At 74.1% G+C, this 25112-nt stretch carries 5 protein-coding genes; 3 read left to right on the top strand and 2 right to left on the bottom strand.

Features of this window, described 5'->3' with window-relative positions:
- Positions 1–9: 9 nt before the first annotated feature.
- The 3 genes from AB0898_RS14125 to AB0898_RS14115 all read left to right on the top strand — a co-directional run bounded on the left by AB0898_RS14125 (position 10) and on the right by AB0898_RS14115 (position 2729).
- Entirely contained in the window at positions 10–1080 is a 1071-nt protein-coding gene (locus AB0898_RS14125) for an iron-siderophore ABC transporter substrate-binding protein (RefSeq protein ID WP_366803163.1), read from the top strand.
- Between the two features lie 111 nt (positions 1081–1191).
- Positions 1192–1776 (top strand): TetR/AcrR family transcriptional regulator, encoded by a 585-nt coding sequence (locus AB0898_RS14120; protein WP_366803162.1) that lies wholly within the window; start codon positions 1192–1194, stop codon positions 1774–1776.
- 194 nt (positions 1777–1970) lie between these two features.
- Positions 1971–2729 (top strand): glucose 1-dehydrogenase, encoded by a 759-nt coding sequence (locus AB0898_RS14115; protein ID WP_366803161.1) that lies wholly within the window; start codon positions 1971–1973, stop codon positions 2727–2729.
- A 46-nt stretch (positions 2730–2775) separates the two neighbouring features.
- Here AB0898_RS14115 and AB0898_RS14110 read toward each other — a convergent pair whose 3' ends face one another.
- Both AB0898_RS14110 and AB0898_RS14105 read right to left on the bottom strand, forming a co-directional pair.
- A complete protein-coding gene (locus AB0898_RS14110) occupies positions 2776–2979 on the bottom strand; it encodes an MbtH family protein (protein ID WP_366803160.1) in 204 nt (67 codons plus the stop codon).
- 32 nt (positions 2980–3011) lie between these two features.
- Complete coding sequence (locus AB0898_RS14105) at positions 3012–24974, bottom strand: non-ribosomal peptide synthase/polyketide synthase (protein WP_366803159.1); 21963 nt, start codon at positions 24972–24974, stop codon at positions 3012–3014.
- Positions 24975–25112: the final 138 nt, after the last annotated feature.

The following is a 25112-nucleotide window of genomic DNA, read 5'->3' as shown; positions in this document are numbered from 1 at the left end:
GATCACTCGATGGCCCGTGCCAGTAGAGCCACCCGGCTGACCGGACTGCTCACCTCCGTACTCCTGCTCGTCGGCGCGGCCGTCGCGTGCGGCTCCTCCGCCGACGACGACCACGCGGGGTCGTCCGGCGGGTCGGGCTCGTCGGCGTCGAGCGGCGCCTTCCCCGTCACCATCGCGCACAAATACGGCAGTACGACGATCAAGTCCGAGCCGAAGCGGATCGTCACCGTCGGCCTGACCGACCAGGACGCGGTGCTCGCCCTCGGCAAGGTGCCGGTCGGCACGACCGAGTGGGTGGGCGGCTACAAGGGCGCCGTCGGCCCCTGGGCCAGCGGCAAGCTGGGCTCGTCCCCCGCGCCCACCGTCCTCAAGGACACCGGCACCGGACCGCAGGTGGAGAAGATCGCCGCGCTCAAGCCGGACCTCATCCTGGCCCTGTACTCGGGGCTCACCAAGTCGCAGTACGAGAACCTGTCGAAGTTCGCGCCGGTCGTCGCGCAGCCCAAGCAGTACAACGACTACGGCATCCCCTGGCAGCAGCAGACGGAGGAGATCGGCAAGGCGCTCGGTAAGCCGGCCGAGGCGAAGCAGCTGGTCAAGGGCGTGCAGGACAAGTTCGCGGCGGCCAAGAAGGCGCATCCGGACTTCGCCGGGAAGACGGCCGTGATGGCGACGCCGTACCAGGGCGTCTTCGTCTTCGGCAGCCAGGACCCGCGCTCGCGGCTCCTCGCGGACCTCGGCTTCTCGCTGCCGAAGGACCTGGACAAGCTGATCGGCGACCAGTTCGGCGCCAACATCAGCAAGGAGCGGTACGACCTGCTCGACCAGGACGTGGCGGTGTGGATCGCGCCCGACACCACCTCGGCGGTCACCAAGCTGCACAAGAACCCGCTGTACGGCGACCTGAAGGTGGTGAAGCAGGGGCGTGAGGTCTTCGTCAAGGAGACCAGCGACTACGGCAACGCGGTGTCCCTCTCCACCGTGCTGAGCATCCCGTACGTCCTCGACCGGCTGGTGCCGCAGCTCGACGCGGCCGTGGACGGCAAGCCGGCGACCAAGGTGGGGCAGCCGGCGTCCTGAAGGCGGAACAGCTCCAGCGGATGCGCGGGCCACGGCTTCCGCTGGAGCTGTTCGCGCAGCACACCACCATCTTATTTGACCGACCGTTCCAGATCTGCTTATGTCTTCACCATGGCCAGGACCAAGGAATTCGATCCGGACGCCGCACTGCAGTCGGCCCTTGAGCTGTTCTGGCAGCGCGGCTACGAGGCGACGTCACTGACGGATCTGGTCGAGCACCTCGGCATCGGCCGCGCCAGCATCTACGCGACCTTCGGCAACAAGCACGAGCTGTATCTGAAGGCCCTGGACCGGTACGCCGAGACGCACGACCCGGTTCTCCTCGCCGAGTTGTCCCAGCCGGGCCCCGCGCTGCCCGCGGTGCGGGCCGTGGTGCGCCGCTTCGCCGCGGAGGCCACCGCCCCCGAGGGCCGGCTGAGCGGCTGTTTCGTCACCAACACCGCGGCCGAGCTGGCCCCGCACGACCCCGCTGCGGCCCGTCGGGTCGAGCTCAGCTGGGAGCACGTCGAGATCCCGCTGCACTCCGCGCTCGTGCGGGCCCAGGCCCAGGGCGAGCTGCCCGAGGGCCGCGATCCGCGCGCCCTGGCCCGCATGCTGCTCGTACTGCTCCAGGGGGTACGGGTCGTCGGCAAGGCGTCGAACGATCCCGCCCGGGTGCGGGACGCGGCCGAGCAGGCCCTGGCCCTGCTGGACTGACGCACCCTCATCGCATCCACCGGGCTCCTGCCGCATGCCCGAATAATGAACCGATCAGTCAAATATTGGCGGAGGAGAACCTGCTCGCACTCGGCGGCAACGCCTCGCCCCTGGTCGCGGCAGGACCACTCTCGGCGCGGTCGCCCCACTGAACCACCGCACCAAGTAGCCCATCAGTCACGGGAGTCACCGAAATGAACCGCTTCACCGGCAAGACCGTCCTCGTCACCGGCGCGGGCTCCGGCCTCGGCCGCGCGATCGCCCGCGCCTTCGCCGCCGAGGGCGCGTCCGTGGTCGTCGCGGGACGCACCGCGGCCTCCCTGGACGAGACGGTCGCCCTCATCGAGGTCGCCGGCGGCATCGCGACCGCCGTCACCGCCGATGTCACGGACTCCGGCCGGCTCCAGCACCTCGTACGCGAGAGCGTCACCCGCTTCGGCGGGCTGGACATCGCGGTCAACAACGCCGGGATACTCCGTGCCGTCGGAGCCGTCGGCGATGTGAGCGAGGAGGACTGGGACGCGGTGCTGCGCACCAATGTCACCGGTGTCTGGCTGGCCATGAAGCACGAGATCGCGTACATGAAGGCGAACGGTGGCGGCGCCATCGTCAACATCTCCTCCAACCTGGGCGCACACCTCCGCATCCCGAACCTCGCCGCGTACATCACCTCGAAGGCGGCGGTCTCCGCGCTGACCCGCGCCGCCGCTCTCGACCACGTCCACCAGGGCATCCGTATCAACGCCGTCAGCCCCGGCGCCTCCGCCACCCCCATGTCGCTGCGGCCCGGCGAGACCGAGGCCGACCGCGCCGAGCGGGTGAAGACGGCAAACCCGCTCGGCCGGCTCGCGGAAGCCGAGGAAGTGGCGGCCGCGGTGCTCTACCTCGCCTCGCCCGAGGCCGGTGCGGTGGTCGGCACCGATCTGGTCGTCGACTGCGGGGCCTCGGCCTGACGGTGCGCAGGCTTCGCCGTCCCTTCCCCGGCAGGGGACTCGGCCCTCAGGACCGCTCGATGAGGCTCTTGGGCCGCATGTCCGTCCAGTGGGTCTCGACGTAGTCCAGGCACTCCTGGCGGCCGGCCGGTCCGTGCGCAACACGCCAGCCGGCCGGTACGTCGGCGAAGTCGGGCCACAGGCTGTGCTGGCCCTCGTCGTTGACGAGGACGGAGTAGACGCCGTCGGGGTTCTCGAACGGGTTGGTCATGGGAGGCCTTTCCGGGTCGTCGGGTCGGTCGGTCAGTCGGTCTCGGTGCGGGCGTCGGCCCGTCGTACGAGGGCTTCCAGGGCGCGGAACCAGGTCCGGGCGAGGTCGTCCACCGCGTCCTCGGTGAGCAGCCGGGCCGCCCAGGCCCAGTGGGCGTTCAAACGGGGACCGTCGGCGCGGTCCTCGGTGAGGGCGTTGAGCGTGAGGGCGTGCGACATCGGCATGGCGGGGTCGGCGTCGAGGTCGGCGGCGTCCTCCTCGGGGGCGTAGGACCAGTCGGCGGCCTCGGCGTGGCCGAAGCGGCCCATGTAGTTGAACTCGATCTGGGGTTCGTCGAGTTCGGCGAGCAGCGGGCCGGTCTCCGGGTTGAGGTGGCGCAGGAGCCCGTGCCCGATGCCCGAGGCGGGCAGGTCCGCGAGGTGGCGGCCGATCGCGGCGAGCGCGGCGTCCAGCGCGGGTCCGCCCGCGAGGGCGTCGGCCGGGTCGATGTCGCCGGGGTCGAGCCGGACCGGGACCACGCTGGTGAACCAGCCGACCGTGCGGGACAGATCGGCGTCCCCGGCCAACTCCTCCTCGCGGCCGTGTCCTTCGAGGTCCACGAGGACGGCTCCGCCCGCGTTCCCGGCGTCCAGTGCGCGCCGTCGCCAGTCCGCCACGGCGAGCGCGAACGCGGTCAGCAGCACGTCGTTCACGGTGGCGCCGAACGCGGCGGGGACGCGGCCGAGCAGCGGCCCGGTGATGTCGGGCGGCAGGGTCAGGGAGAGATAGCGGGTGGTCTCGACGGTGTCCCGGGCCGGGTCCAGCGGACGGGCCGGCGGCAGCCCGGCGCCGGGGGCGAGTTCGGCACGCCAGCGGGGCAGCTCGCCGGTGCGGGCCGGGTCGGTGGCGTGGGCGGCGAGCAGCCGGGACCAGCGGCCGAACGAGGTCTCCACGGGGGCGAGTTGCGGGGGACGCCCGGCCCGCAGGTCGGCCCAGGCGGCGGCGAGGTCGGGCAGCAGGACCCGCCAGGACACGCCGTCGATCACCAGGTGGTGCACGAGGAGCAGCAGTCGTCCCGGCCGGCCGGGTCCGGCGTCGAACCACACGGCCTGGACCATGGCGCCGCCGTCCGGGTCGAGCCCGTCGCGGGCGCGGGCGGCGTGCCGGGCGATGGCCTCGCGCAGCCCTCCGTCGTCGGCGTCGCGTACGTCGACGCGGGTCAGCCAGGTGTCGACGTCCTGCGAGCCGGGCACCTGGAGGGTCCACGTCCGCCCGTCCGGCCCCCGGTCCAGGCGGGCGCGGAGCATGTCGTGGCGGTCGGCGAGTGTCCGCAGCAGGGTGCGCAGTCCGGGTTCGTCCAGGTCGGCCGGGGTCTGGACGAGGGCGGCCTGATGGTAGGCGGCGATGGGGCCGCCGCGCTCGCGCAGGGCGTGCATGATCGGCGTGAGCGGGACGGTGCCGGTGCCGTCGTCGTGCCCGGGCACACGCTCGGCGGCGCCGAGGGGTACGGCGACGGCGGCCAGCTCGGCGACCGTGCGCAGCCGGAACACCTGGCGGGGCGTGATCCTGAGTCCGGCGGTCCGGGCGCGGGCGACCAGGTGCATGGCGACGATGCTGTCCCCGCCGAGGGCGAGGAAGTCGTCGTCGGCGCCCACGGCGGCCGGGGGCACGCCCAGGACCTCCGCGAACAGGTCGCGCAGCAGGCGTTCGGTCTCGTTCCCGGGCGCCCTTCCGCCCGTGCGCGCGAGGTCGGGCGCGGGGAGGGCCGCGCGGTTCAGCTTGCCGTTGGACAGCAGCGGCAGCCGGTCCAGGACCACGGCGGCGGCCGGGACCATGTACTGCGGGAGCCGCGCGGCCAAGTGGGCGCGCAGATCGGCCGGTTCGGCGTCACCGTCCGGAACCTCGGCATACGCGACGAGCTGCCGTACGCCCGGCCGGAGTTCGCGGGCCGTGACCACCGACCGTACGACGGCCGGGTGGGTGTCCAACGCGGCCTCGATCTCGGCGAGTTCGACGCGGTACCCGCGGATCTTCACCTGGTCGTCGGCGCGGCCCGCGAACTCCAGCAGGCCGTCCTCGGTCCAGCGGGCCAGGTCTCCGGTGCGGTACATACGGGCGCCGGGCACCCCGAACGGGTCGGCGGTGAAACGCTCGGCGGTCCGGCCGGGCAGGCCGAGATAGCCGCGGGCCAGACCGGGGCCGGAGAGATACAGCTCGCCCGTGACCCCGGGCGGCACCGGCCGCAGCGCCGCATCCAGCACATAGGCGCGGGAGTTGTGCACGGCACGGCCGACGACGGGCCGCTCGCTGTCGCCCGCCCGGCCGATCAGGGCGTCCACGGTGGCCTCGGTGGGGCCGTACAGGTTCACCGCGTCGGTGTCGCGCAGCGCCGCCAGCCGGGTCCACAGCGGCTCGGGCACCGCCTCACCGCCGAAGCCGACGGCCGCGAGCGGGCAGTCTCCGTCCGGAGTGAACAGTCCGGCGTCCGCCATCCGGTCGAGCACGGAGGGGGTGACCTCGATGAAGTCGATGCCCCGGTCGCGGATGAACGCGGTGAGGAGTTCCGGGTCGCGGCAGGTGTCGTCGTCCGCGATGTGCAGCGCGTGCCCGTCCAGGAGCCAGAGCTGCGGCTGCCAGGAGGCGTCGAAGGCGAACGACCAGGCGTGGGCGACACGGAGATGACGGCGGCCGGTGCGGCGCTTGGCCGGCTCGTGCAGGTCGTGCCGGTGGCTGTGGAAGAGGTTGACGAGTCCCCGGTGGGTGACGACGACGCCCTTCGGGCGGCCGGTGGAGCCGGAGGTGTGGATGACGTAGGCGGGGTGGTCGGGCCCGGGCGGGGTGACGGGGGCCTCGGGGGCGTCGGTCAGCTCCTCCAGGCGTACGACCGGAACGTCCGTACCGGGCAGGGAGGTTGCCAGTTCGGCGGTGGTGAGGATCAGGGCCGGCCGGGTGTCCGCGAGGAGGTCGCGCAGGCGGGCCTCGGGCAGGTCGGGGTGGAGGGGCACGTAGGCGGCGCCCGACTTCAGCACGGCGAGGATCGCGGCGATGTGCTCGGCGGTGCGGGGCAGTGCCAGGGCGACCAGGCGTTCGGGGGCGGCGCCCCGGGCGGCGAGGGCGCGGGCCAACCGGTCGGTGCGGGCGTCGAGTTCGGCGAAGGTCCAGCCGGTCGTGGCGTCGCTGACGGCGGGCGCGTCCGGGGTCGCGGCCGCCTGCGCGGCGAACAGGGCGGGGACGGTGGTGTGTTCGGAGGCCGCGGGCAGCGCGGTGTCGTTCCAGGTCTCCAGGACCTGGTGGCGGCCTGCCGTGTCGAGCAAGTCGAGCCCGGTGACCGGCAGTTCGGGACGGGAGGCCATCGTGGTCAGCAGGGTCACCAGGGCGGCCGTGATGTGCCGTACGGTCCCCTCCTCGAACGAACCGGGGCGGAACTCGGCGGTGAGCCGGAGCCGTTCGGCGGGCTCCACGGCCCAGGCGAACGGGTAGTGGGTGGCGTCCTCGTGGTCCCGGACGGTGATCCGGGGGCGGTCCGTGCGCGCGTCGTCGGGCTCCTCGGCCACCGGGTACGACTCGAACACCATGAGCGTGTCGAAGAGTTCGCCGAGTCCGGCGGCCCGCTGGATGTCGGCGAGGCCGAGGTGCTGGTGGTCGATGAGCCGGGACTGTTCGTCCTGGAGCCGGGCGAGCAGGTCCGCGACGCTCTCCCCCGGCCGGATGCGGACGCGTACGGGCACGGTGTTGATGAAGAGGCCGATCATCGTCTCCGCGCCCGGGAGTTCGGGTGATCGACCGGCCACGGTGGCGCCGAACACCACGTCGTCACGCCCCGTGAGCCGGCCGAGCAGGATGCCCCAGGCCGCCTGGACCAGCGTGTTGAGGGTGAGGCCCTGGGCGCGGGCGAAGGCGTCGAGGGCGGCGGTGCGGTCCGGGTCCAGTTCGACGGTGTGGGTGTGCGGGACCTCGGAGGCGCGGCCGGGGTCGGCGGGGGCGAGCCGGGTGGGCTCGGCCAGTCCGTCCAGGGCGTCGGCCCACGCCGTGGCGGAGACCTCGGGGTCGCGGGCGGCGAGCAGCCGCAGCTGGGCGCGGTAGGGAGCGGGGGCGGGCAGGTCCCGGCCCTCGTAGAGCTGCCACAGCTCGGCGGTGAGCAGGGGCAGCGACCAGCCGTCGAGCAGGAGGTGCTGGTGGGAGAGGACCAGGCGGTGCCGGTCCGGCCCGAGGCGGGCGAGGAGGAGCCGCAGCAGGGGCGGCCGGGCGGTGTCGAAGCGGCGCCGCTCCTCGCGAAGGAGCCTGCTCCAGGTGCCGTGGCCGTCCGCGCCACCGGTGTCGTCCGCGTCCCCGGCGTCGTCCGCACCGAGGTCGAGCTGCCGCCAGGGCACCGCGACCGTGCGCGGTACGACGGCGACGGGCCGCCCGGACGCCAGGTGCCGGAATCCGGCGCGCAGGTTCTCGTGCCGGTCGAGCAGACGCTGAGCGGCGGTGCGCAACCGCTCGGTTTCCAGGGGCCCTTCGAGGTCGTAGGAGACCTGGACGGTGTACACGTCGGGGCCTTCGTCGCCGTCGTCCAGGGCGGCGTGGAAGAGCAGTCCGGCCTGGAGCGGGGTGACGGGCAGCAGCTCGGTGCCCGGGGGCAGGCCGGTGAGTTCGGCGCGTTCCGCGTCGGTGAGGGCGAGCAGGTCGGTGGTGGCGTCGGGGGTGTCCGGCAGGGCCGGGGCGGTGGCCGTGGCGGCGAGTCCGGCGGCCGTCTTGTGGCGGAACACGTCGCGCGGGCTGAAGGCCAGCCCGGCGGCGCGGGCCCGTGCGACGAGCTGCATGGCGACGATGCTGTCCCCGCCGAGGGCGAAGAAGTCGTCGTCGGGGCCGACCCGTTCGAGCCCGAGCACCCCGGCGATCAGGGTGCACAGGGCTTCTTCGCGCGGGGTGCGCGGGCGGGTGTCCGTGACCTCGGCGGCGAAGTCGGGCGCGGGCAGGGCGGTGCGGTCGAGCTTGCCGTTGGGGGTGAGCGGGAGCGCGTCGAGGGTGACGACGGCGGCCGGGACCATGTGGTCGGGCAGGGCGGCCGCCGCGTGGGCGCGCAGCGGTGCGGAGCCGGGTTCCCCCTCGCCGGAGGGGACGACATAGGCGACGAGGTGTTCGCCGCGGAGCAGCACGGTGGCGTGGGCGACGGACGGGTGGGCGGCGAGGACGGCCTCGATCTCGCCGGGCTCGACACGGAAGCCGCGCAGCTTCACCTGGTGGTCGGTGCGGCCCAGATACTCCAGTTCACCGTCGGCGGTCCAGCGGGCCAGGTCGCCGGTGCGGTACATGCGGGTGCCGGGCGCGTCGAAGGGGCTCGCGACGAACCGCTCGGCGGTGAGGGCGGGCCGGCCGAGGTAGCCGCGCGCCAACTGGACACCGGACAAGTACAGTTCACCGGCCACTCCCGGCGGTACCGGGCGCAGTCCGGCGTCGAGGACGTAGGCGCGGGTGTTGTGGACCGGCCGGCCGATCGGCACGCTCACCGGGTCGGGGCCCACCTCGTGCGCGGTGACGTCGACGGCGGCCTCGGTCGGGCCGTAGAGGTTGTGCAGGGCGGCGTCCGGGAGCACTTGGTGGAAGCAGGCGGCCAGCGGGGCGGGCAGTGCCTCCCCGCTGCTGAACACCCGGCGCAGGGCCGTGCGGTCGGCGGCCGAGGGCTCCTCCAGGAAGGCGCGCAGCATGGACGGCACGAAGTGCGCGGTGGTGACGCCCTGTTCACACAGGAGGTTCGCGAGCCGGGCCGGGTCCTTGTGGGCCTCGGGCGGAGCCACGACCAGGGTGGCACCGGTGATCAGCGGCCAGAAGAACTCCCACACGGACACGTCGAACCCGGCCGGGGTCTTCTGCAACACCCGCTCGCCGTAGCCGAGTTCATAGGCGTCCTGCATCCACAACAGCCGGTTGACGATGGCCGAGTGGGGGACGGTGACGCCCTTGGGGCGGCCGGTGGAACCGGAGGTGTAGATGACGTAGGCGGGGTGGAGCGGATCGTACGCGTCCGGGAGCGGGGCGGATTGCGTGGTGGCCGGGGTGCCGTCCAGGTCCACGGCGAGGCGGGGCACTCCGGTGTCCGGGAGGTCGATGCTGTCGGCGGTGACCAGGCAGGCCGGGCGCGCGTCGGTGAGCGTGTAGGCCAGCCGGCCGGCCGGGTGGCCGGTGTCCAGCGGCAGGTAGGCGGCGCCCGCGCGGTGGGCGGCGAGCAGCGCGACGACCAGGGCGGTGGAGCGGGGCAGGGCGACGGCGACCGTGGCCTCGGGTCCCGCGCCGCGGGCGCGGAGGGCGCGGGCGAGCCGGTCCACGCGCTCGTCGAGTGCGGCGTAGGTGAGTGAACTGCCCTCGAAGACAAGGGCGGTGGCGTCGGGGGTGCGCGCCGCCTGGGCACGGAACAGCTCGGGCAGGGTGACGGCCGGGACGGGGTGGTCGGTGGCGTTCCACTCGGTGAGGACGCGGGCGCGTTCCTCGTCCTGGAGCACGTCGAGGTCGCGGACGCGGCGGCCGGGGTCGGCGGCGGCCTGCGCCAGGAGCCGTTCCAGCCGGCGGGCGAGGAGGCCGGCGGTGGAGCGGTCGAAGAGGTCGGTGCTGTACTCGATCCAGCCCTGGATGCCCTCGCCCTCCTCCACGAAGTCGAAGCTGAGGTCGAACTTGGCGGTCGCCTGGCCGACCGGTTCACGGCGGGCCGCGACGCCGGGCAGCGCGGGTCCGGCGCCGGTGCCCGCGAGGTGGACGACCATCACCTGGAACAACGGGTGCCGGGCGAGCGAGCGTTCGGGGTTCACGGCCTCGACCAGCCGCTCGAACGGCAGGTCCTGGTGGTCGTAGGCGGCGAGGTCGGTCTCCCGGACGCGAGCGAGGAGGTCGGCGAAGGTCGGGTCGCCGGACAGATCGGTCCGCAGTACGAGGGAGTTGACGAAGAAGCCGACCAGCCCCTCCAGCGCCTCGTCGGTACGGCCCGACACCGGGGCGCCGAGCGGGATGTCGTCCCCGGCACCGAGCCGGTGCAGCAGGGCGGCCACGGCCGCCTGGGCGACCATGAACATACTGACGCCGTGCGTACGGGCCAACCCGCGCAAGGAGTCGGCCAGTTCGGCGGACACGGTGAAGCCGACGGTGTCGCCGCGCCCGCTGGACTCGGCCGGGCGCGGCCGGTCGGCCGGCAGGTTCAGCTCGGCGGGCAGCCCGCGCAGGGCCCGGGTCCAGTGGGCGACCAGCTCCGCTTCCGTGGCCTCCAGCAGGTCCCGCTGCCAGAGGGTGTAGTCGGGGTAACTCGCGGGAAGCGGGGCCCAGTCGGGCGCGCGTCCCGCCGTACGGGCCGCGTAGGCGGCGCTCAGGTCCGCCAGCAGAGGCCGGTCGGACCACTCGTCGGTGGCGATGTGGTGGAGCAGGAGCAGCAGGACGTGTTCGTCGGGGCCGGTCTCGAAGAGCGTGGCGCGGAGCGGGAGTTCACGCTCCAGGTCGAAGACGTGACCGGCGTGGGCGGGCAGCTCCTCATAAGGTGCCTCGGCGAGCGGGACGTGGGCCTCGGCCGGGTCGAGCACCCGCTGGTACGGCACTCCGTCGACGGACGGGAAGACGGTGCGCAGCGGGGTGTGCCGGGCCACCACGTCGTTCAGCGCGTCCGCCAGCGCCCGCCGGTCCAGCGCTCCGGTCAGGCGCCAGGCGGCCGGGATCGTGTACGCGGTGCTGTCCCGCTCCACCTGGGCCAGCAGCCACAGCCGCCGCTGGGCCGCCGACAGCGGGAGCGGCTCCGGGCGCGGCCGGGGATCGGCGAGGGCGGGGCGCCGGCCAGAGCCGGGTGTGTCCAGGCGGGCGGCGAGGCGGGCCGGGGTGGGGGCGTCGAAGACCGTGCGCAGGGTGAGTTCGGCGCCGAGCTGGCTGCGGACGCGGCTGACCAGCCGCATGGCGAGCAGCGAGTGACCGCCGAGGGCGAAGAAGTCGTCGTCCGGTCCGACGCGTTCCGCTCCGAGGACGGCGGCGAACTGCTGGCACAGCAGCTCCTCGCGCGGGGTGCGCGGCGCCCGGCCGCCCGGCATCGCGGTCGTAGCCGGGTCGGGGGCGGGCAGCGCGTTCCGGTCGAGCTTGCCGTTGACCGTGCGGGGCAGCGCGTCGAGGGTGACGAAGGCCGCGGGGACCATGTGCTCGGGCAGCCGGGTGGCGGAGTGGGCGCGCAGCTCGGCGGGATCGAGACCCGCAGTGTCCTGCGCCGGGACGACATAGGCGACCAGTCGCGGCGCCCCCGGCCGGTCCTCCCGCACGACCACGGTGGCGGCCGACACGCCGGGGTGGCCGGTGAGGACGGCCTCGATCTCCCCCGGCTCGATCCGGAAGCCCCGCAGCTTGACCTGGTCGTCGACGCGCCCGAGGAAGACGAGCGTGCCGTCGTGGCGCCGCCGCACCAGGTCACCCGTGCGGTACATCCGCGCGCCGGGCTCCCCGAAGGGGTCGGCCACGAAGCGCTCGGCGGTCAGGCCGGGTCGGCCCAGATACCCCCGGGCCAGTCCGGCACCCGCGAGGTACAGCTCGCCGGGCGCGCCGACAGGGGTGGGCCGGAGCAGCGGGTCGAGGACGTGGGCGCGGATGTTGTCCAGCGGGGCCGCGCCGGCACCGTCGGCGGTGTGGTGCCAGCCGTAGGCGTCCACGGCGCACTCGGTGGGCCCGTACAGATCGTGCACGGCCGTGCCGGGCAGCGCGGTCAGGCGCCCCCACAGGTCGGGCGGGGTGGCCTCGCCGCCGACGGCGAGCACGGCGGGCACGCGGGTACCCGGGGTCAGGAAGCCGTGGTGGATCAGCTCGCGGAGATACGTCGGGGTGAGGTCGGTGAAGTCGATCGCGCTGTCGTCCAGCCGGCGCAGCAGCGCGGCCGGGTCGAGCATCGTCGTCTCGTCCACGACGTGCAGTTCGTGGCCCGCGAGGAGCCAGAGCAGGGGTTCCCAGGAGCCGTCGAAGACGAAGGAGGCGGCGTGTACGGCGCGCAGGGTGTCGCGGCCGGTGTCGCGCACCGCCGGTTCGACGAGGTCGCGCAGGTGGGACGCGTAGAGGTTGCTCAGGCCCTGGTGGGTGCCGACGACACCCTTGGGGCGGCCGGTGGAGCCGGAGGTGTAGATGACGTAGGCGGCGTCCTGGGGGTCGGCGCTCCGGACGTCGCCGGTGTCGGACAGCGGGCCCTCGCCGGGGTCCGGCAGCAGGGCCTCGTCCAGGACGAGACGCGGGGTGTCCGTGGGCAGCCGGTCGGCCAGCGCGCGGGTGGTGAGGACGCAGACGGGCTCCGCGTCGCCGAGCATGAACTCCAGCCGCTCGGCCGGGAGTTCCGGGTCGAGCGGGAGATAGGCGGCGCCGGAGGCGAGGACACCGAGGAGTGCGGGCACCATCGCGTGCCGGGGCAGCGCGAGGCCGACCACGGAACCGGCCGTGACACCCCGGGAGCGCAGGAGTGCAGCCAACCCCCGCACTTCACCCTGGAGTTCGGCGAACGAGGTACGCCTGAGGTCGCCGTCCGGCCCCGTGACCAGTGCGGTACGGCCGGGATGCGCGCGGGCCGTGTCCGCGAGGATCCGCGGAACGCTGCGGGTCTCCGGCGGCCGCCCGGTGTCGTTCCAGCCGGCGTCCCGCTCCCCCGGGGTGAGCAGGTCGAGCCCGGCGATCGGGGCGTCCGGGGTGCGGGCGGCCTCGGTGAGGAGCAGGACCAGTCGCCGGGCGAGCAGGCCGGCGGTCTCCGGGTCTGCCAGGTCGGTCGCGTACTCCAGCAGGAGGGTGATGCGGCCGGTGCTGTCGGACTCGTCCACGAAGGTGAAGTCGAGGTCGAACTTGGCGGTCCCGGTGTCCATGTCGTACCAGCGGCTCACCGGCAGTCCGAGCAGGGTGCCGGGGTCGCCGTCGGGGCGGTGGTGGTAGCCCAGCATGACCTGGAAGAGCGGGTTGCGGCCGCTGGCGCGGGGCGGGTTGACGGCCTCCACCACATGGTCGAACGGCACGTCCTGATGCTCGAAGGCGGCGAGCGAGGACTCCCGTACCCGGTCCACGAGTCGGCGGTAGGTGAGGTCTTCGCCGGACAGATCGGCGCGCAGCACCAGGGTGTTGACGAAGAAGCCGACCAGATCGTCCAGTTGACTGTCGGTGCGGCCCGCGATGGGGGCACCCAGGGGGATGTCGTCGCCCGCTCCGAGCCGGTGGAGCAGGGCGGCGGTGGCGGCCTGGAGCAGCATGAACATGCTGGCGCCGGTCGTGGCGGACAGGTCGCGCAGGGCCCGCCCGGTGTCCTCGGGGACCGTGCACCGCACGGTGGCGCCCTCGCCGGTGGGCGCGGTGGGGCGGGGCCGGTCGAGCGGCAGCGGCAGCTCGTCCGGGAGGTCCCGCAACGTCTGCTTCCAGTAGGCGAGTTGCTGCTCTCCCAGCCGCTCCAGGAGAGCGTCCTGCCAGAGGGTGTAGTCGGCGTACTGCACGGGCAGCGCGGGCCACTCGGGGGCGCGTCTGGCGGCCCGCGCGGCGTAGGCGGTTTCGAGGTCGGCCAGGAAGGGGCGGTCGGACCACTCGTCGGTGGTGATGTGGTGCAGGACGACCGCCAGCACATGGTCGTCGGGCGCGAGGTGGAACACCTCGGCGCGCAGCGGGAGTTCGCGGGTGAGGTCGAAGGGGCGGCGCTGGGCGGCCTCGATCAGCTCGGGCAGCTCGTCTTCGGCGCGGTCGGTGACGGTCAGCAGGGGTACGGCGTCCCCGGCCGCGAGGATGTGCTGGTACGGCTCTCCGTCGTGCTCGGCGACGAGCGTGCGCAGGGACTCGTGGCGGGCGGCCACGTCACGCAGCGCGAGCCGCAGGGCCTCCGTGTCCAGGGCGCCGCGCAACCGCACGACCAGCGGGAAGTTGTAGGCGGCGCCGGAGCCGGTGAGGGATTCCACGAGCCACAGGCGTCGTTGCGCGGCCGACAGGGGCACGCGGTCCGGGCGGCGCGGGGCGGCCGTGACGGCGGGCCGGGCGGGCCTGCCGTTGTCGGCGCGGACGGCGAGCAGAGCCGGGGTCGGCGCCTCGAAGAGGTCGCGGATGGCGAGTTCGGTGCCCAGTTCGGTGCGGGCCCGGCTGACCAGCCGTGTCGCGAGCAGGGAGTGGCCGCCGAGGTCGAAGAAGCCGTCCTCGGCGCCGACTTCGGGCAGCCCGAGCACCTCGGCGAAGAGCCGGCACAGCGTCTCCTCCTCGGGGGTGTGGGGTCCGCGTCCGCCGCCGAGCGCGGTGACGGGTTCGGCGTCGGGGAGGGCGCGCACGTCGAGCTTGCCGTTGGCGTTCATGGGCAGCGTGTCGACGGTGACGAAGGCGGACGGGACCATGTAGTCCGGCAGTTCGCGGCCGAGGTCCTCGCGCAGGCGCCGTACCAGGGCGCTGGTCTCGCGGGCCGCGGTGGGGTCGTTGGCGTAGGGGGCGGTGCCCGCGCCGGGACGGTAGAGGCCGGCGGTGAGCCGGAGTTCGCCGGGGGCGACGAACACGGCGTCGTAGGTGCCGGGTTCCGAAGACCACGTGGTGAGGACCTGGTGCCCGGTCCGGGCGCCCAGCTCGTGCAGGCTCTCGGGATCGACGCCGCCCGCGACGGTACGGCCGTCCGGAACTCCGGTGACGCGCAACGGGCCGTCCACCAGCCGCTGTTCGAGATCCGCGACGCCCGGCCAGGCGACCGGGGGCAGCCCGTCCACGAACACATCCGGCTCACCCTGGTACAGCACCACGTCGTACCGGTGCCGGGTGAGTTCGTTGTGGTGGTGCCCCCGCTTGGTGCGCAGGTCGACGTGGTGGCCGAGGGTGGTGAAGTAGTCGGGGTCGACCAGGAGTTCCTTCTCCAGACGCAGGCCGCGCTCCACGGCCCGCTCCAGCTCCGCCCCTTCCAGGCCCCGGGCGCGCTGGATCTCGGTGTGGAACAGGCGGGCGTGCCGGAGGTTGCGTACGTCACCGACGAACAGGGCGCCGCCGGGGGCGAGGAGGTCCATGGCGCCCTGGATCACCGTGGTGAGGTGGTCGATGCTCGGGAAGTACTGGACGACCGAGTTGATGACGATGGTGTCGAAGTACCCGGTGGGCAGCCCGGTGAAGTCCTCGGCGCGCCGGCAGCGCAGCTCGACCTTGGCGGCCAACTCGGGCGCGTGAGAGTGCAGTTCCTCACCGATCTTGCGGATGACGGGTGCCGCGAAGTCGGTCGCCCAGTACGCCTCGACGTCGGGGGCGATGCCGGAGAGCAGCAGCCCTGAGCCCACGCCGATCTCCAGGACGCGGCGCGGGCGCAGCGCGGTGATGCGGGCGAGGGTGGCCTCGCGCCACTCGTGCATCTCCGCGAAGGGGATGGGACGGCCGTCGTAGGAGCTGTCCCAGCCGTCGTAGCGCTCGGTGCGGACGGCGGTGCCGATCTCCTCGTACTCGTCGGAGTAGATCTCCTGCCACTCCCCCACCTGGGCGTCCTCGGCGGTGGAGCGTTCCTCGCCGGTGGTGCGGGCGGGGACGACGTAGCCCACGAGGCGTTCGTCGCGGACGACGACGGCGGCCTGGGCGACCAGCGGGTGGCGGCTGAGGGCGGTCTCGATCTCGCCGGGCTCGACGCGGTAGCCGCGGATCTTGACCTGGTCGTCGGTGCGGCCGAGGAAGTCGAGGTTGCCGTCGGGACCCCGGCGCACCAGGTCGCCGGTGCGGTACATGCGCTCGCCGGGCTCTCCGAACGGGTCGGCCACGAAGCGGTCGGCGGTGAGGCCGGGGCGGTCGAGATAGCCCCGGGCCAGTCCGACGCCCGCGATGTACAGCTCGCCGGGCACGCCGTCGGGCACCGGCCGCAGCCAGGCGTCGAGGATGTGGGCGCGGGTGCCCCGGATGGGGCGGCCGACGGTGGGCGTGGCGCTGTCGTGGGTGCCGCCGCCGAGGGTGTTGATGGTGTACTCGGTGGGGCCGTACAGGTTGTAGCCGTACGTCCCCTCGGTGTCGCGCAGCGCCGTCCACACCGTCTCGGGGACGGCCTCGCCGCCGAGCAGCACGAGCGGCGGGACGTGCCCCTCCAACAGGCCCTGCTCGATGAGGATGCGGGCGTAGGTGGGGGTGACGTTCACGACGTCGACGCGGTGTTGTTCGCAGTAGGCGGTCAACGCCTCGGCGTCACGGCGGAGTTCCTCGTCGCAGATGTGCACCTCGTGGCCCTCGACGAGCCAGAGCAGCTCCTCCCAGGACATGTCGAAGGCGAAGGACACGGTGTGCGCGATGCGCAGCCGCCGTCCGCCGGCCGAGGCGACGGCGGGGTCGAAGATCTCCTTCTGGTGGTTCAACTGCATGTTGGTCAGGCCCCGGTAGGGCGTGACGACGCCCTTGGGGCGGCCGGTGGAGCCGGAGGTGTAGATGACGTAGGCGGGGTGCTCCAGGCTGAAGCGCCGCCGAACGGGTGTGGCGGGCAGGGCGTCCAGGGCGGCGTGCGTCTCCGGGTCGTCGAGCAGGACGCGGGGCAGGTCGCCGTCCAGGGTCGCCGAGACGGCGGTGGTCGTCAGGAGCAGCAGGGGCCGGGCGTCGGCCAGCATGAGCGACAACCGGTCGGCGGGGTGGTCGAGTTCGAGCGGGAGGTAGGCGGCGCCGGTGCGCAGGACCGCGAAGAGCGCGATCACCGTGTCGAGGGAGCGGGGCAGGCCGAGGGCGACGATCGTCTCGGGTCCGGCGCCGTGGCCGATGAGCAGGTGGGCCATGCGGTCGACGGCGGTGTCGAGTTGGGCGTAGGTCAGGGTGCGGTCGCCGAAGACGAGGGCGCGGGCGTCGGGGGTGCGGGCGGCCTGGGCGGCGAGCAGGTCGGCGATGGTGTCCTCGGGGTCGGGGACACGGCTGGCGGCCCACTGCCGGGCGAGTGCGGCCCGTTCCTCGGGGAGCGCCGGGTCGAGGGAGCCGACGGGGGCGGTGAGGTCGGTGGTCAGCCGGTCGAGCAGCAGGGCGAAGCGGTCGAGCAGCGCGCGGGCGCGGCCGGCCGGGATCAGGTCGGGGCGGTGGGTGAGGGTGACCTGCACCCGCGGGCCCGGGGTGACGACGAGGTTGACCGGATAGTGGGTGGCGTCCACGTTGGCGACGGCGGTGGCGCCGTGCCGGGTGCGCAGGCCGGCCAGCCGCTCGGCGGTGTCGCTGTTGCGCAGTACGAAGAGCGTGTCGAACAGCTTGCGGTGCCCGGTCTCGGCCTGGAGCACACCGAGGCTCAAGTGCTCGTGCGGCATGAGGTCGAGGCGCTCGCCCTGGACGCGGCGGAGCAGGTCGAGCACCGGCTCGGCGGGGTCGTAGGCGATGCGCGTGGGAACGGTGTTGAGGAAGAGACCGATGATGCGCTCCACCTCCGGGACCTCGCTGGGCCGTCCGGCGACGGTGGTGCCGAAGACCACGTCGGTACGTCCGGTCGCGGAGGCGAGGGTGAGCCCCCAGGCCGCGTTGAGGAGGGTGTTGAGGGTGAGACCGTGCGCACGCCCGGTCTCCCGTAGCCTCTCGCCGAGGTCGGTGGGCAGCCAGAGGTCCAACTGGTCGGGAATCACCGGGTCCAGGCCGTCGGCGCCCGGGGCGAGCAGGGTCGGCTCGTCCAGGCCCGCGAGGGCGGTACGCCAGGCGGTGGTCGCGTCGCGGTCGTCCTGGGCGTCGAGCCAGGTCAGGTAGTCGCGGTAACTGCCGGGTTCGGGCAGGGTGTCGGCGTCGCCGCCGGTGGCGTAGAGGGTGAACAGCTCGTCCAGGAAGAGCCACGCCGACCAGCCGTCCCAGAGGATCAGATGGCGGCCGATGATCAGCCGGTCGCCGCGCTCCGCGCCGAGCCGTACCAGCAGCAGGCGGAACAGCGGGGGCGCCGTCAGGTCGAAGCGGCGCTCGCGCTCGACGGCGGTCAACTCGGCCAGCCGGGCGTCCTGTTCGGCGGGCGCCAGCCCGGACAGGTCGGCCTCTTCGAGGGGGATGCCGGGGTCCTCGGTGATGAACTGCACCGGGCGGCTGAGTCCGTCGCTGGTGAACCCGGCGCGCAGGCCGGGGTTGCGGGCCAGCAGGGTGCGTACGGCGGCGCGCAGCCGGCCGGCGTCGAGCCGGTCCGCGAAGTCGAAGGTCTCGTGGACGGTGTAGACGTCCAGGGTCGAGCCGTCGTCGTAGTTCGAGTGGAAGAACAGGCCCTCCTGGAGCGGGGCCAGCGGCCAGACGTCCGCGAGCCCGGCCGGTCCGGCGAGGGCGCGCACCCGGGCCCGTTCGGCGTCGGTGAGGGCGAGCGCGGAGGCGGTACGGGTACCGGCCGTGACCGCGAGCGCCGGGGCCGCCTCGGCCAGTGCCGCCGGGGTGCGGTGCGTGAACACGTCGCGCGGGCCGAGGTCGAGCCCGGCCGCGCGGGCCCGGCTGGAGACGGCGATGGAGCTGATGCTGTCGCCGCCGAGCAGGAAGAAGTCGTCGTCGGGACCGGCGTCCGGGATGCCGAGGACCGCGCCGAAGATCTCCGTGAGCAGCCGCTCCCGCTCCCCCTCGGGAGCCCGGCGTACGGCGCGCTCGGCCTCGGGGGCGGGCAGCGCGGCCTGGTCGAGCTTGCCGCTCGGGGTGAGCGGGAGCGCGTCGAGGACCACGTAGTCGTCCGGCACCATCGCGGCCGGGAGCGCGTCGGCCAGGGCGGCGCGCAGCCCGGCGGGCTCGACGGTGCGCCCGGCGGCCGGGACGACGTAGGCGACCAGCCGCCGGTCCCGTACGGTCACGGCGGCCCGTGCCACCGTGTCCTGGGCGGTGAGCGCGGCCTCGATCTCGCCGGGCTCGACGCGGTTGCCGCGCAGCTTGACCTGGCGGTCGGCGCGGCCGAGGTAGTCGAGCGTGCCGTCGGGGCGGCGGCGCACGAGGTCGCCGGTGCGGTACATCCGCGCGCCGGGCGTGCCGGCGTACGGGTCGGCGAGGAAGCGTTCGGCGGTGAGGCCGGGGCGGCCGTGGTAGCCCCGGGCCAGCTGGACGCCGGTGAGGTACAGCTCGCCGGGCACGTCGTCGGGCACCGGGCGCAGGCAGGAGTCGAGCACGCGCAGGCCGGTGTTCCAGACGGGTCGGCCGAGCGGGACGGTCGGGTCGGGGGCGCCGTCGTAGGGGTGGTGGGTGACGTCGACGGCGGCCTCGGTGGGGCCGTAGAGGTTGTGCAGCGGCACCCCGGTCAGGGCGTGCCAGCGGGCGGCCGCGTGGCCGGGCAGGGCCTCGCCGCTGCTGAAGACGCGGCGCAGGCTCATCGCCCAGCCGGGGTCGGCGGTCACCTCGTCCGAGGCGAGGAACGCCTCCAGCATCGAGGGCACGAAGTGCAGCGTGGTGACCCGCTCGTCCCGGACCAGCCGGGAGAGGTACGCCGGGTCGCGGTGGCCGTCCGGAGCGGCGAGCACGACGGCGGCACCCTCGCACAGCGGCCAGAAGAACTCCCAGACGCTCACGTCGAATCCGGCCGGTGTCTTCTGCAACACCCGGTCCTCGGCGGTCAGTCCGTACGCCCCCTGCATCCAGGCCAGCCGGTTGAGGACGGCCCGGTGGGAGACGACGACGCCCTTGGGGCGGCCGGTGGAGCCGGAGGTGTGGATGAGGTAGGCGGGATGGTCGGGGTGGGGGGCCTCCACCGCGTCACCCCCGGCCGCGACGGCGTCCTCCTCGGCGTCCACGCACACGATGTCCAAGTCGCCCGCGTCCGGCAGCCGTTCGGTGTCCCGTGTCGTGGTGACGACCGTACGGGCGCCGGAGTCGGTGAGCAGATACGCCAGCCGGTCGGCCGGGTAGTCCAGGTCGAGCGGCAGATAGGCGGCGCCGGTCTTCAGCACGCCGAGGAGCGCCACCATCAGCTCGGCCGACCGGGGTACGGCGACGGCGACGAACCGCTCGGGACCGGCCCCCCGGGCCCGCAGGCGGCGGGCCAACGCCTCTGCTCGGGAGTCGAGTTCGGCGTAGGTCAAGGTGGTGCCGTCGAAGACGACGGCGGTCGCGTCCGGGGTGCGCGCGGTCTGGGCGGCGATAGCCTCGGGCAGGGTGGTGGCGGGCAGCGGGTGGCGTTCGCCCTCGGGGTGGGCGTGGGCGCGCTCGGCCGGGGTGAGCAGGTCGAGGGAGGCGAGCGTGCGGCCGGGGTCGTCGGCCAGGGCGTTCAGGACGAGGGTGAGCCGGTCCGCGAGGGTCTGCACAACCTCCCCCGGCAGCCTGGCCGCGTGATGCTTGAGGCGCAGGTCGAGTCGCCGGCCGGGCTTCACGATGAGCGCCAGCGGATAGTGCACGGTGTCGTGGAAGGCGTGCCCCGCGATCCGTACCGTGCCCGTGGCGTCCGTGAGGTGCGGCTCGGCCGGGTAGTTCTCGAACACCACCAGGGTGTCGAAGAGTTCACCGCCACCGGGGTGCCCCGTGACGCGCTGGATCTCCGCGAGCCCGAGATGCTGGTGGCCGAGCAGGGCGCTCTGCTCCCGCTGGAGGCGTTCGAGGACGGCGCCGAGGGAGTCCGAGGGGCGCCAAGCGAACCGGGTGGGGAGGGTGTTGATGAACAGGCCGATCATCGACTCGATGCCGTCCACCGCCGCGTCCCGGCCGGAGACGGTGGTGCCGAACAGCACGTCCTGACGGCCCGTCATCCCGGAGAGCAGCAGACCCCAGGCGGCCTGGACGACGGTTCCCAGGGTGACGCCGTGCTCGCGGGCGCGGGCGGTGAGCAGCGCGGTGGCGCGTTCGGGCAGTACGACCCGGATCTGGGCCGGGGCGAGCGGCCCGGCGCCGGCCGGGGTCTCCACCATCCGGGTGGGCTCCTCGACCCCGGCGAGCGCGGTACGCCAGGCGTCGCGCGCGGCCTCGCGGTCGGCGCGGGCGATCCCGGCCAAGTAGGCGCTGTAGGGGGCGGGCTCCGGGAGCGGTGCGGGCTCGTCGCCGTAGAGCGCGAGGAGTTCGCGGTGCAGGACGGGCAGGGACCAGCCGTCCGCGACGATGTGATGGAACGTCAGGATCAGCCGGCTGCGTTCCGCGCCGAGCCGTACGAGGGCGCAGCGCAGCAGGGGCGGCCGGGCGAGGTCGAAGCGGTGGGCGCGTTCGTCGGCGGCGACGGCCTCGGCGAGGCCCGCGCGTACGGCGGGTTCCTGGGCGGCGAGGTCCACCTCGTGCCAGGGGAGTTCGAGACCGGTGGCGATGATCTGGGCCGGGCGGCCGTCGGGGAGCTGGCGGAAGCAGGCGCGCAGCGGGGCGTGCCGGTCCAGCAGGCGTTGAGCCGCCCGGCGCAGCCGGGTGCCGTCGACGGGGCCGGTGAGTTCGATGACCTGCTGGACGACATAGGCGTCGCTCTCCCCGCCGTCGACCAGCGCGTGGAACCAGAAGCCCTCCTGGAGCGGGCCGAGCGGGAGCACTTCGGCGACTTCGAGGGGGTACTGCCCCTGGAGCGCGGCGAGTTCGTCCTCGGTCGGGGCGGGCCACGGGATGTCGTCGGTGGCGTCGCTCTCCGCGGCCGGGATGCGCGCGGCGGTGGCCAGCTGAGCCACCGTGCGATGCCGGAACACATCGCGCGGGGTCAGTTCCAGACCGGCGCGGCGGGCCAGGACGAGCAGCTGGATGGCGGTGATGCTGTCACCGCCGAGGGCGAAGAAGTCGTCGTCGACGGTGACGGAGGGCACGCCGAGCGCACGCCGGTACAGCTCGCACAGCAGCCGTTCGCGCGGGGTGCGCGGGGCACGTCCCGCGCTGAGCAGCCCGTAGTCGGGGGCGGGCAGCGCGGCCGCGTCCAGCTTGCCGCTCGGGGTGACGGGCAGCCGGTCCAGCGGGACCAGGGCGGCCGGGACCATGTACTCGGGCAGGGACGCGGCGGCGTGCGCGCGGAGCGCGGTCATCAGGGCGGTGACGTTGCGGAACGGCGCGGGGCGGTTGGTGAGGGGGCGGTTCCGGCCGGGGAGGTAGAGCGGACCGGGGACGGCGCCCCCGCCCTCGCCCTCGCCCTCGCCCTCGCCCTCGCCCAGCAAGAACACGGCATCCACGCTGCCGTCCTCGGCCTCCCCGTTCCAGGTGAGGTCCGCGCGATACCCGTGCCGCGCGGCCGTCGCGTACAGCGTCTCGGGGTCCACCCCCGCGCCGCCGGTTCCGGAGCGGCTGCTGTCGTCCAGGGTGCCGAGGGCGGCGAGGTCGGGGGCGAGCCGGGCGTTGGGTACCCCGGTGACGCGGAGTGCGGCGGGGCGGCCGGCGCCGAGGCGGGAGCCGAGGGCGTCCGGGCTGCCGAGGGAGGACCACGGGACGGTCTCCACCGCACGCCCGCCACCCGCGAGGCCGGCCGACGGCCGCAGGACCACGTCGTACCGGTGACGGGTCAGCTCGTTGTGATGGACGCCCCGCTTGATCCGCACCTCGGCGGTGAACCCGTCGAGCGCGGTGAAGTAGTCCGGATCGACGAGGAGTTCACCCTCCCAGGCGACCGCCCGGTCCACGGCCGCGCGCAGCGCCTCCTTGTCGGTCCCGTCCTCGGCGCGCGCCTGCTCGATCGCCGCGCACAGCGCCCGGTGCAGCCGCAGATTGCGCACGTCACCGACGAAGAGGGAGCCGCCCGGGGCGAGCAGCCGGGCGGCGGCGCGGATCACGTCCGTCAGGTACTCCGCGCCGGGGAAGTACTGGATCACCGAGTTGACGACGACGGTGTCGAAGTGGCCCTCCGGCAGCCCGGTGATGTCGTGCGCGGGGCGGGCGAGCAGGGTCACCCGGTCCGCGAGGCCGGGCACGGCGGCCACCTGTGCGCGGAGGGCGCCGATCGCCTCCTCGGACAGGTCCGTGCCCCAGTACTCGGCGCAGTCGGGGGCGAGCCGGGAGAGCAGCAGCCCGCTGCCGACGCCGATCTCCAGGACGCGGCGCGGCCGGAGCGCGCGGACGCGGGCCACGGTGGCGTCCCGCCATTCGCGCAGGTCGGCGAGCGGGATGGGCAGCCCGTCGTACATGCTGTTCCAGCCCGCGAAGTTCTCCTCGAAGCCCTCCGCACCGGCGGCCGAGTACAGCAGTTCGTGCAGGTCCTTCCACTCCGCGACCTCGGCCTCGCCGTCCAGCGAGGGCACGACGTACGCGGCGAGCCGGCGGTCGCCGGGGCGGTCCTCGCGGACGACGACGGCCGCCTGGTCGACGGCCGGGTGGGCGCGCAGCACGGACTCGATCTCGCCGGGCTCGATCCGGAAGCCCCGGATCTTGATCTGGCTGTCGGCGCGGCCGTGGAACTCCAGCCGGCCGTCGGCCTTCCAGCGCACCAAGTCGCCGGTGCGGTACAGCCGTTCGCCGGGCGCCCCGAAGGGGTCGGCCACGAACCGCTCGGCGGTGAGCGCGGGCCGGCCGAGATAGCCGCGCGCGAGCCCGTCGCCGCCGAGGTACAACTCGCCCACCACGCCCGCCGGTACGGGCCGCAGCCGGTCGTCCAGCACATAGGCGCGGGTGCCGGGGTCGGGGACGCCGATGGGCACGATGGTGCCTGCCGGGGTGTCCGGATCGCACAGGCCCAGCGTGGAGTTGGTGGTGGCCTCGGTCGGACCGTAGGCGTTGAACATCATCCGGCCGCGCGCGTACCGCCCGACCAGCTCGGGCGAGACCCGCTCGGTGCCGGCCAGCAGGGTTGCCGTGGAGGGGAGTTGTACATCCTCGGGCAGCGCGGCGAGCAGGGCGGGCGGCAGGATCATGAAGGTGATGCCGTGTTCGAGGGCGTACTCCGCGAGCGGTGCGCCGGGGAAGCGGCGGTCGGCGGGTACGACGACGAGCCGGCCGCCGGAGAGCAGGCCGAGGCAGAGGTCCCAGAACGCCACGTCGAAGCTGGGCGAGGCGAATTGGAGGACGCGGCTGTGCGGGCCGATCCCGAAGCGCTCGCTCTGGGTGGCGACGAGCCCCGCGACGCCCGCGTGGGTGAGGACGACGCCCTTGGGGCGGCCGGTGGAACCGGAGGTGTAGATGACGTAGGCGGCGTGGGCGGTGGTCAGGGCGCGGGCGGACTCGGGGTCGCATGTCGGGAGTTCCGCGAGCCCGGCCCGGGTCTCCGGGGCGTCCATGACCAACAGCGGCACGTCCGAGGGAAGTTCGGGCGCGACCTCGCCGGTGGTCAGGACGCACACCGGCTGGGCGTCCTGGAGCATGTAGGCCACACGGTCGGCCGGATAGTCGGTGTCGAGCGGGAGGTAGGCCGCCCCCGACTTCAGCACGGCGACCTCGGCGACGATCAGGTCCGCCGAGCGGGGCACCGCGATGGCGACGACCTTCTCGGGACCGGCCCCGCGCGCGGCGAGCGCCTGGGCCAACCGGGCGGCGCGGGCGTCGAGTTCGGCGTAGGTGAGGGTCACGTCCTCGTGGACGAGGGCGACGGCGTCGGGGCGGGCGGCGACCTGGGCGGCGAACATCTCGGGCCAGGTCAGGGCGGGCACGTCGTGCGCGGTGTCGTTCCAGGCGTCGAGGACGATCGCGCGCTCGGCCGCCGTCAGCAACTCCAGGTCGCCCACGGGGGTTTCGGGGCGGGCCAGGGCGTCGGCGAGGAGGGTGGCGTAGTGGCCGAGGACGCGGTCGGCGGTGGCGGGCTCGAAGAGGTCGGTGCGGTACGCCACCCGCAGCTCGTCCTCCGCCGTGACGCTCAGGGCGAGGTCGAGCGGGCCGCTCCAGGGGTCCGGTCCGAAGCCGGTGGCGCACAACAGGGCTCCGCCACGGCCCGGTTCGACGGTCAGCGCGGCGAGCACCTCGGCGGTGGACAGCCGGTGCTCCTCGGCGGCGTCGATCTCCGCCGCCACCCGGTCGCACAGCTCCGCGAAGGTCGTCGTCCCCTCCACGGCGACCCGCAGCGGGAGCCCCGCCCGGGCCGCCACGAAGTCGGTGGCGGCACCGCCGTACCGGCGCAGCAGCGCGAAGTGGGCGGCGAGCAGGACGTGTTCGGCCGGCCGTGGCACACCGAGCGGCCGTTGCCGCACTGCCGTGGGGGCGGAGGGGCGGGAGGCGGCCAGGTCGGCCGGCAGTGCGGTGTCCGCCGGTGGGCCGGCGAACCGCTGCCGCCAGTGGTCCCGCGCGGTCGCGGCCCCGGGGGTCCGCGGTTCTTCGGTCATCGCCTCTTCAGCAGAACGCGTGTTACCCGACACAGCGGCCCGTGCCTCCCCTTCGCGAGACGGAACCGGCTCTGGGAGCCGCAACCGCTCGCATAGTAAGGTAAGCATTGCCTTACCTGATAGCCCTCTTCGAGAAGA

This window comes from Streptomyces sp. NPDC005435 (assembly GCF_040703155.1).
In the GTDB taxonomy this organism is placed as follows: Bacteria; Actinomycetota; Actinomycetes; order Streptomycetales; family Streptomycetaceae; genus Streptomyces.
Note: the sequence above shows the minus strand (reverse complement) of the source record. Positions and strands in the feature narration are given on the sequence as shown.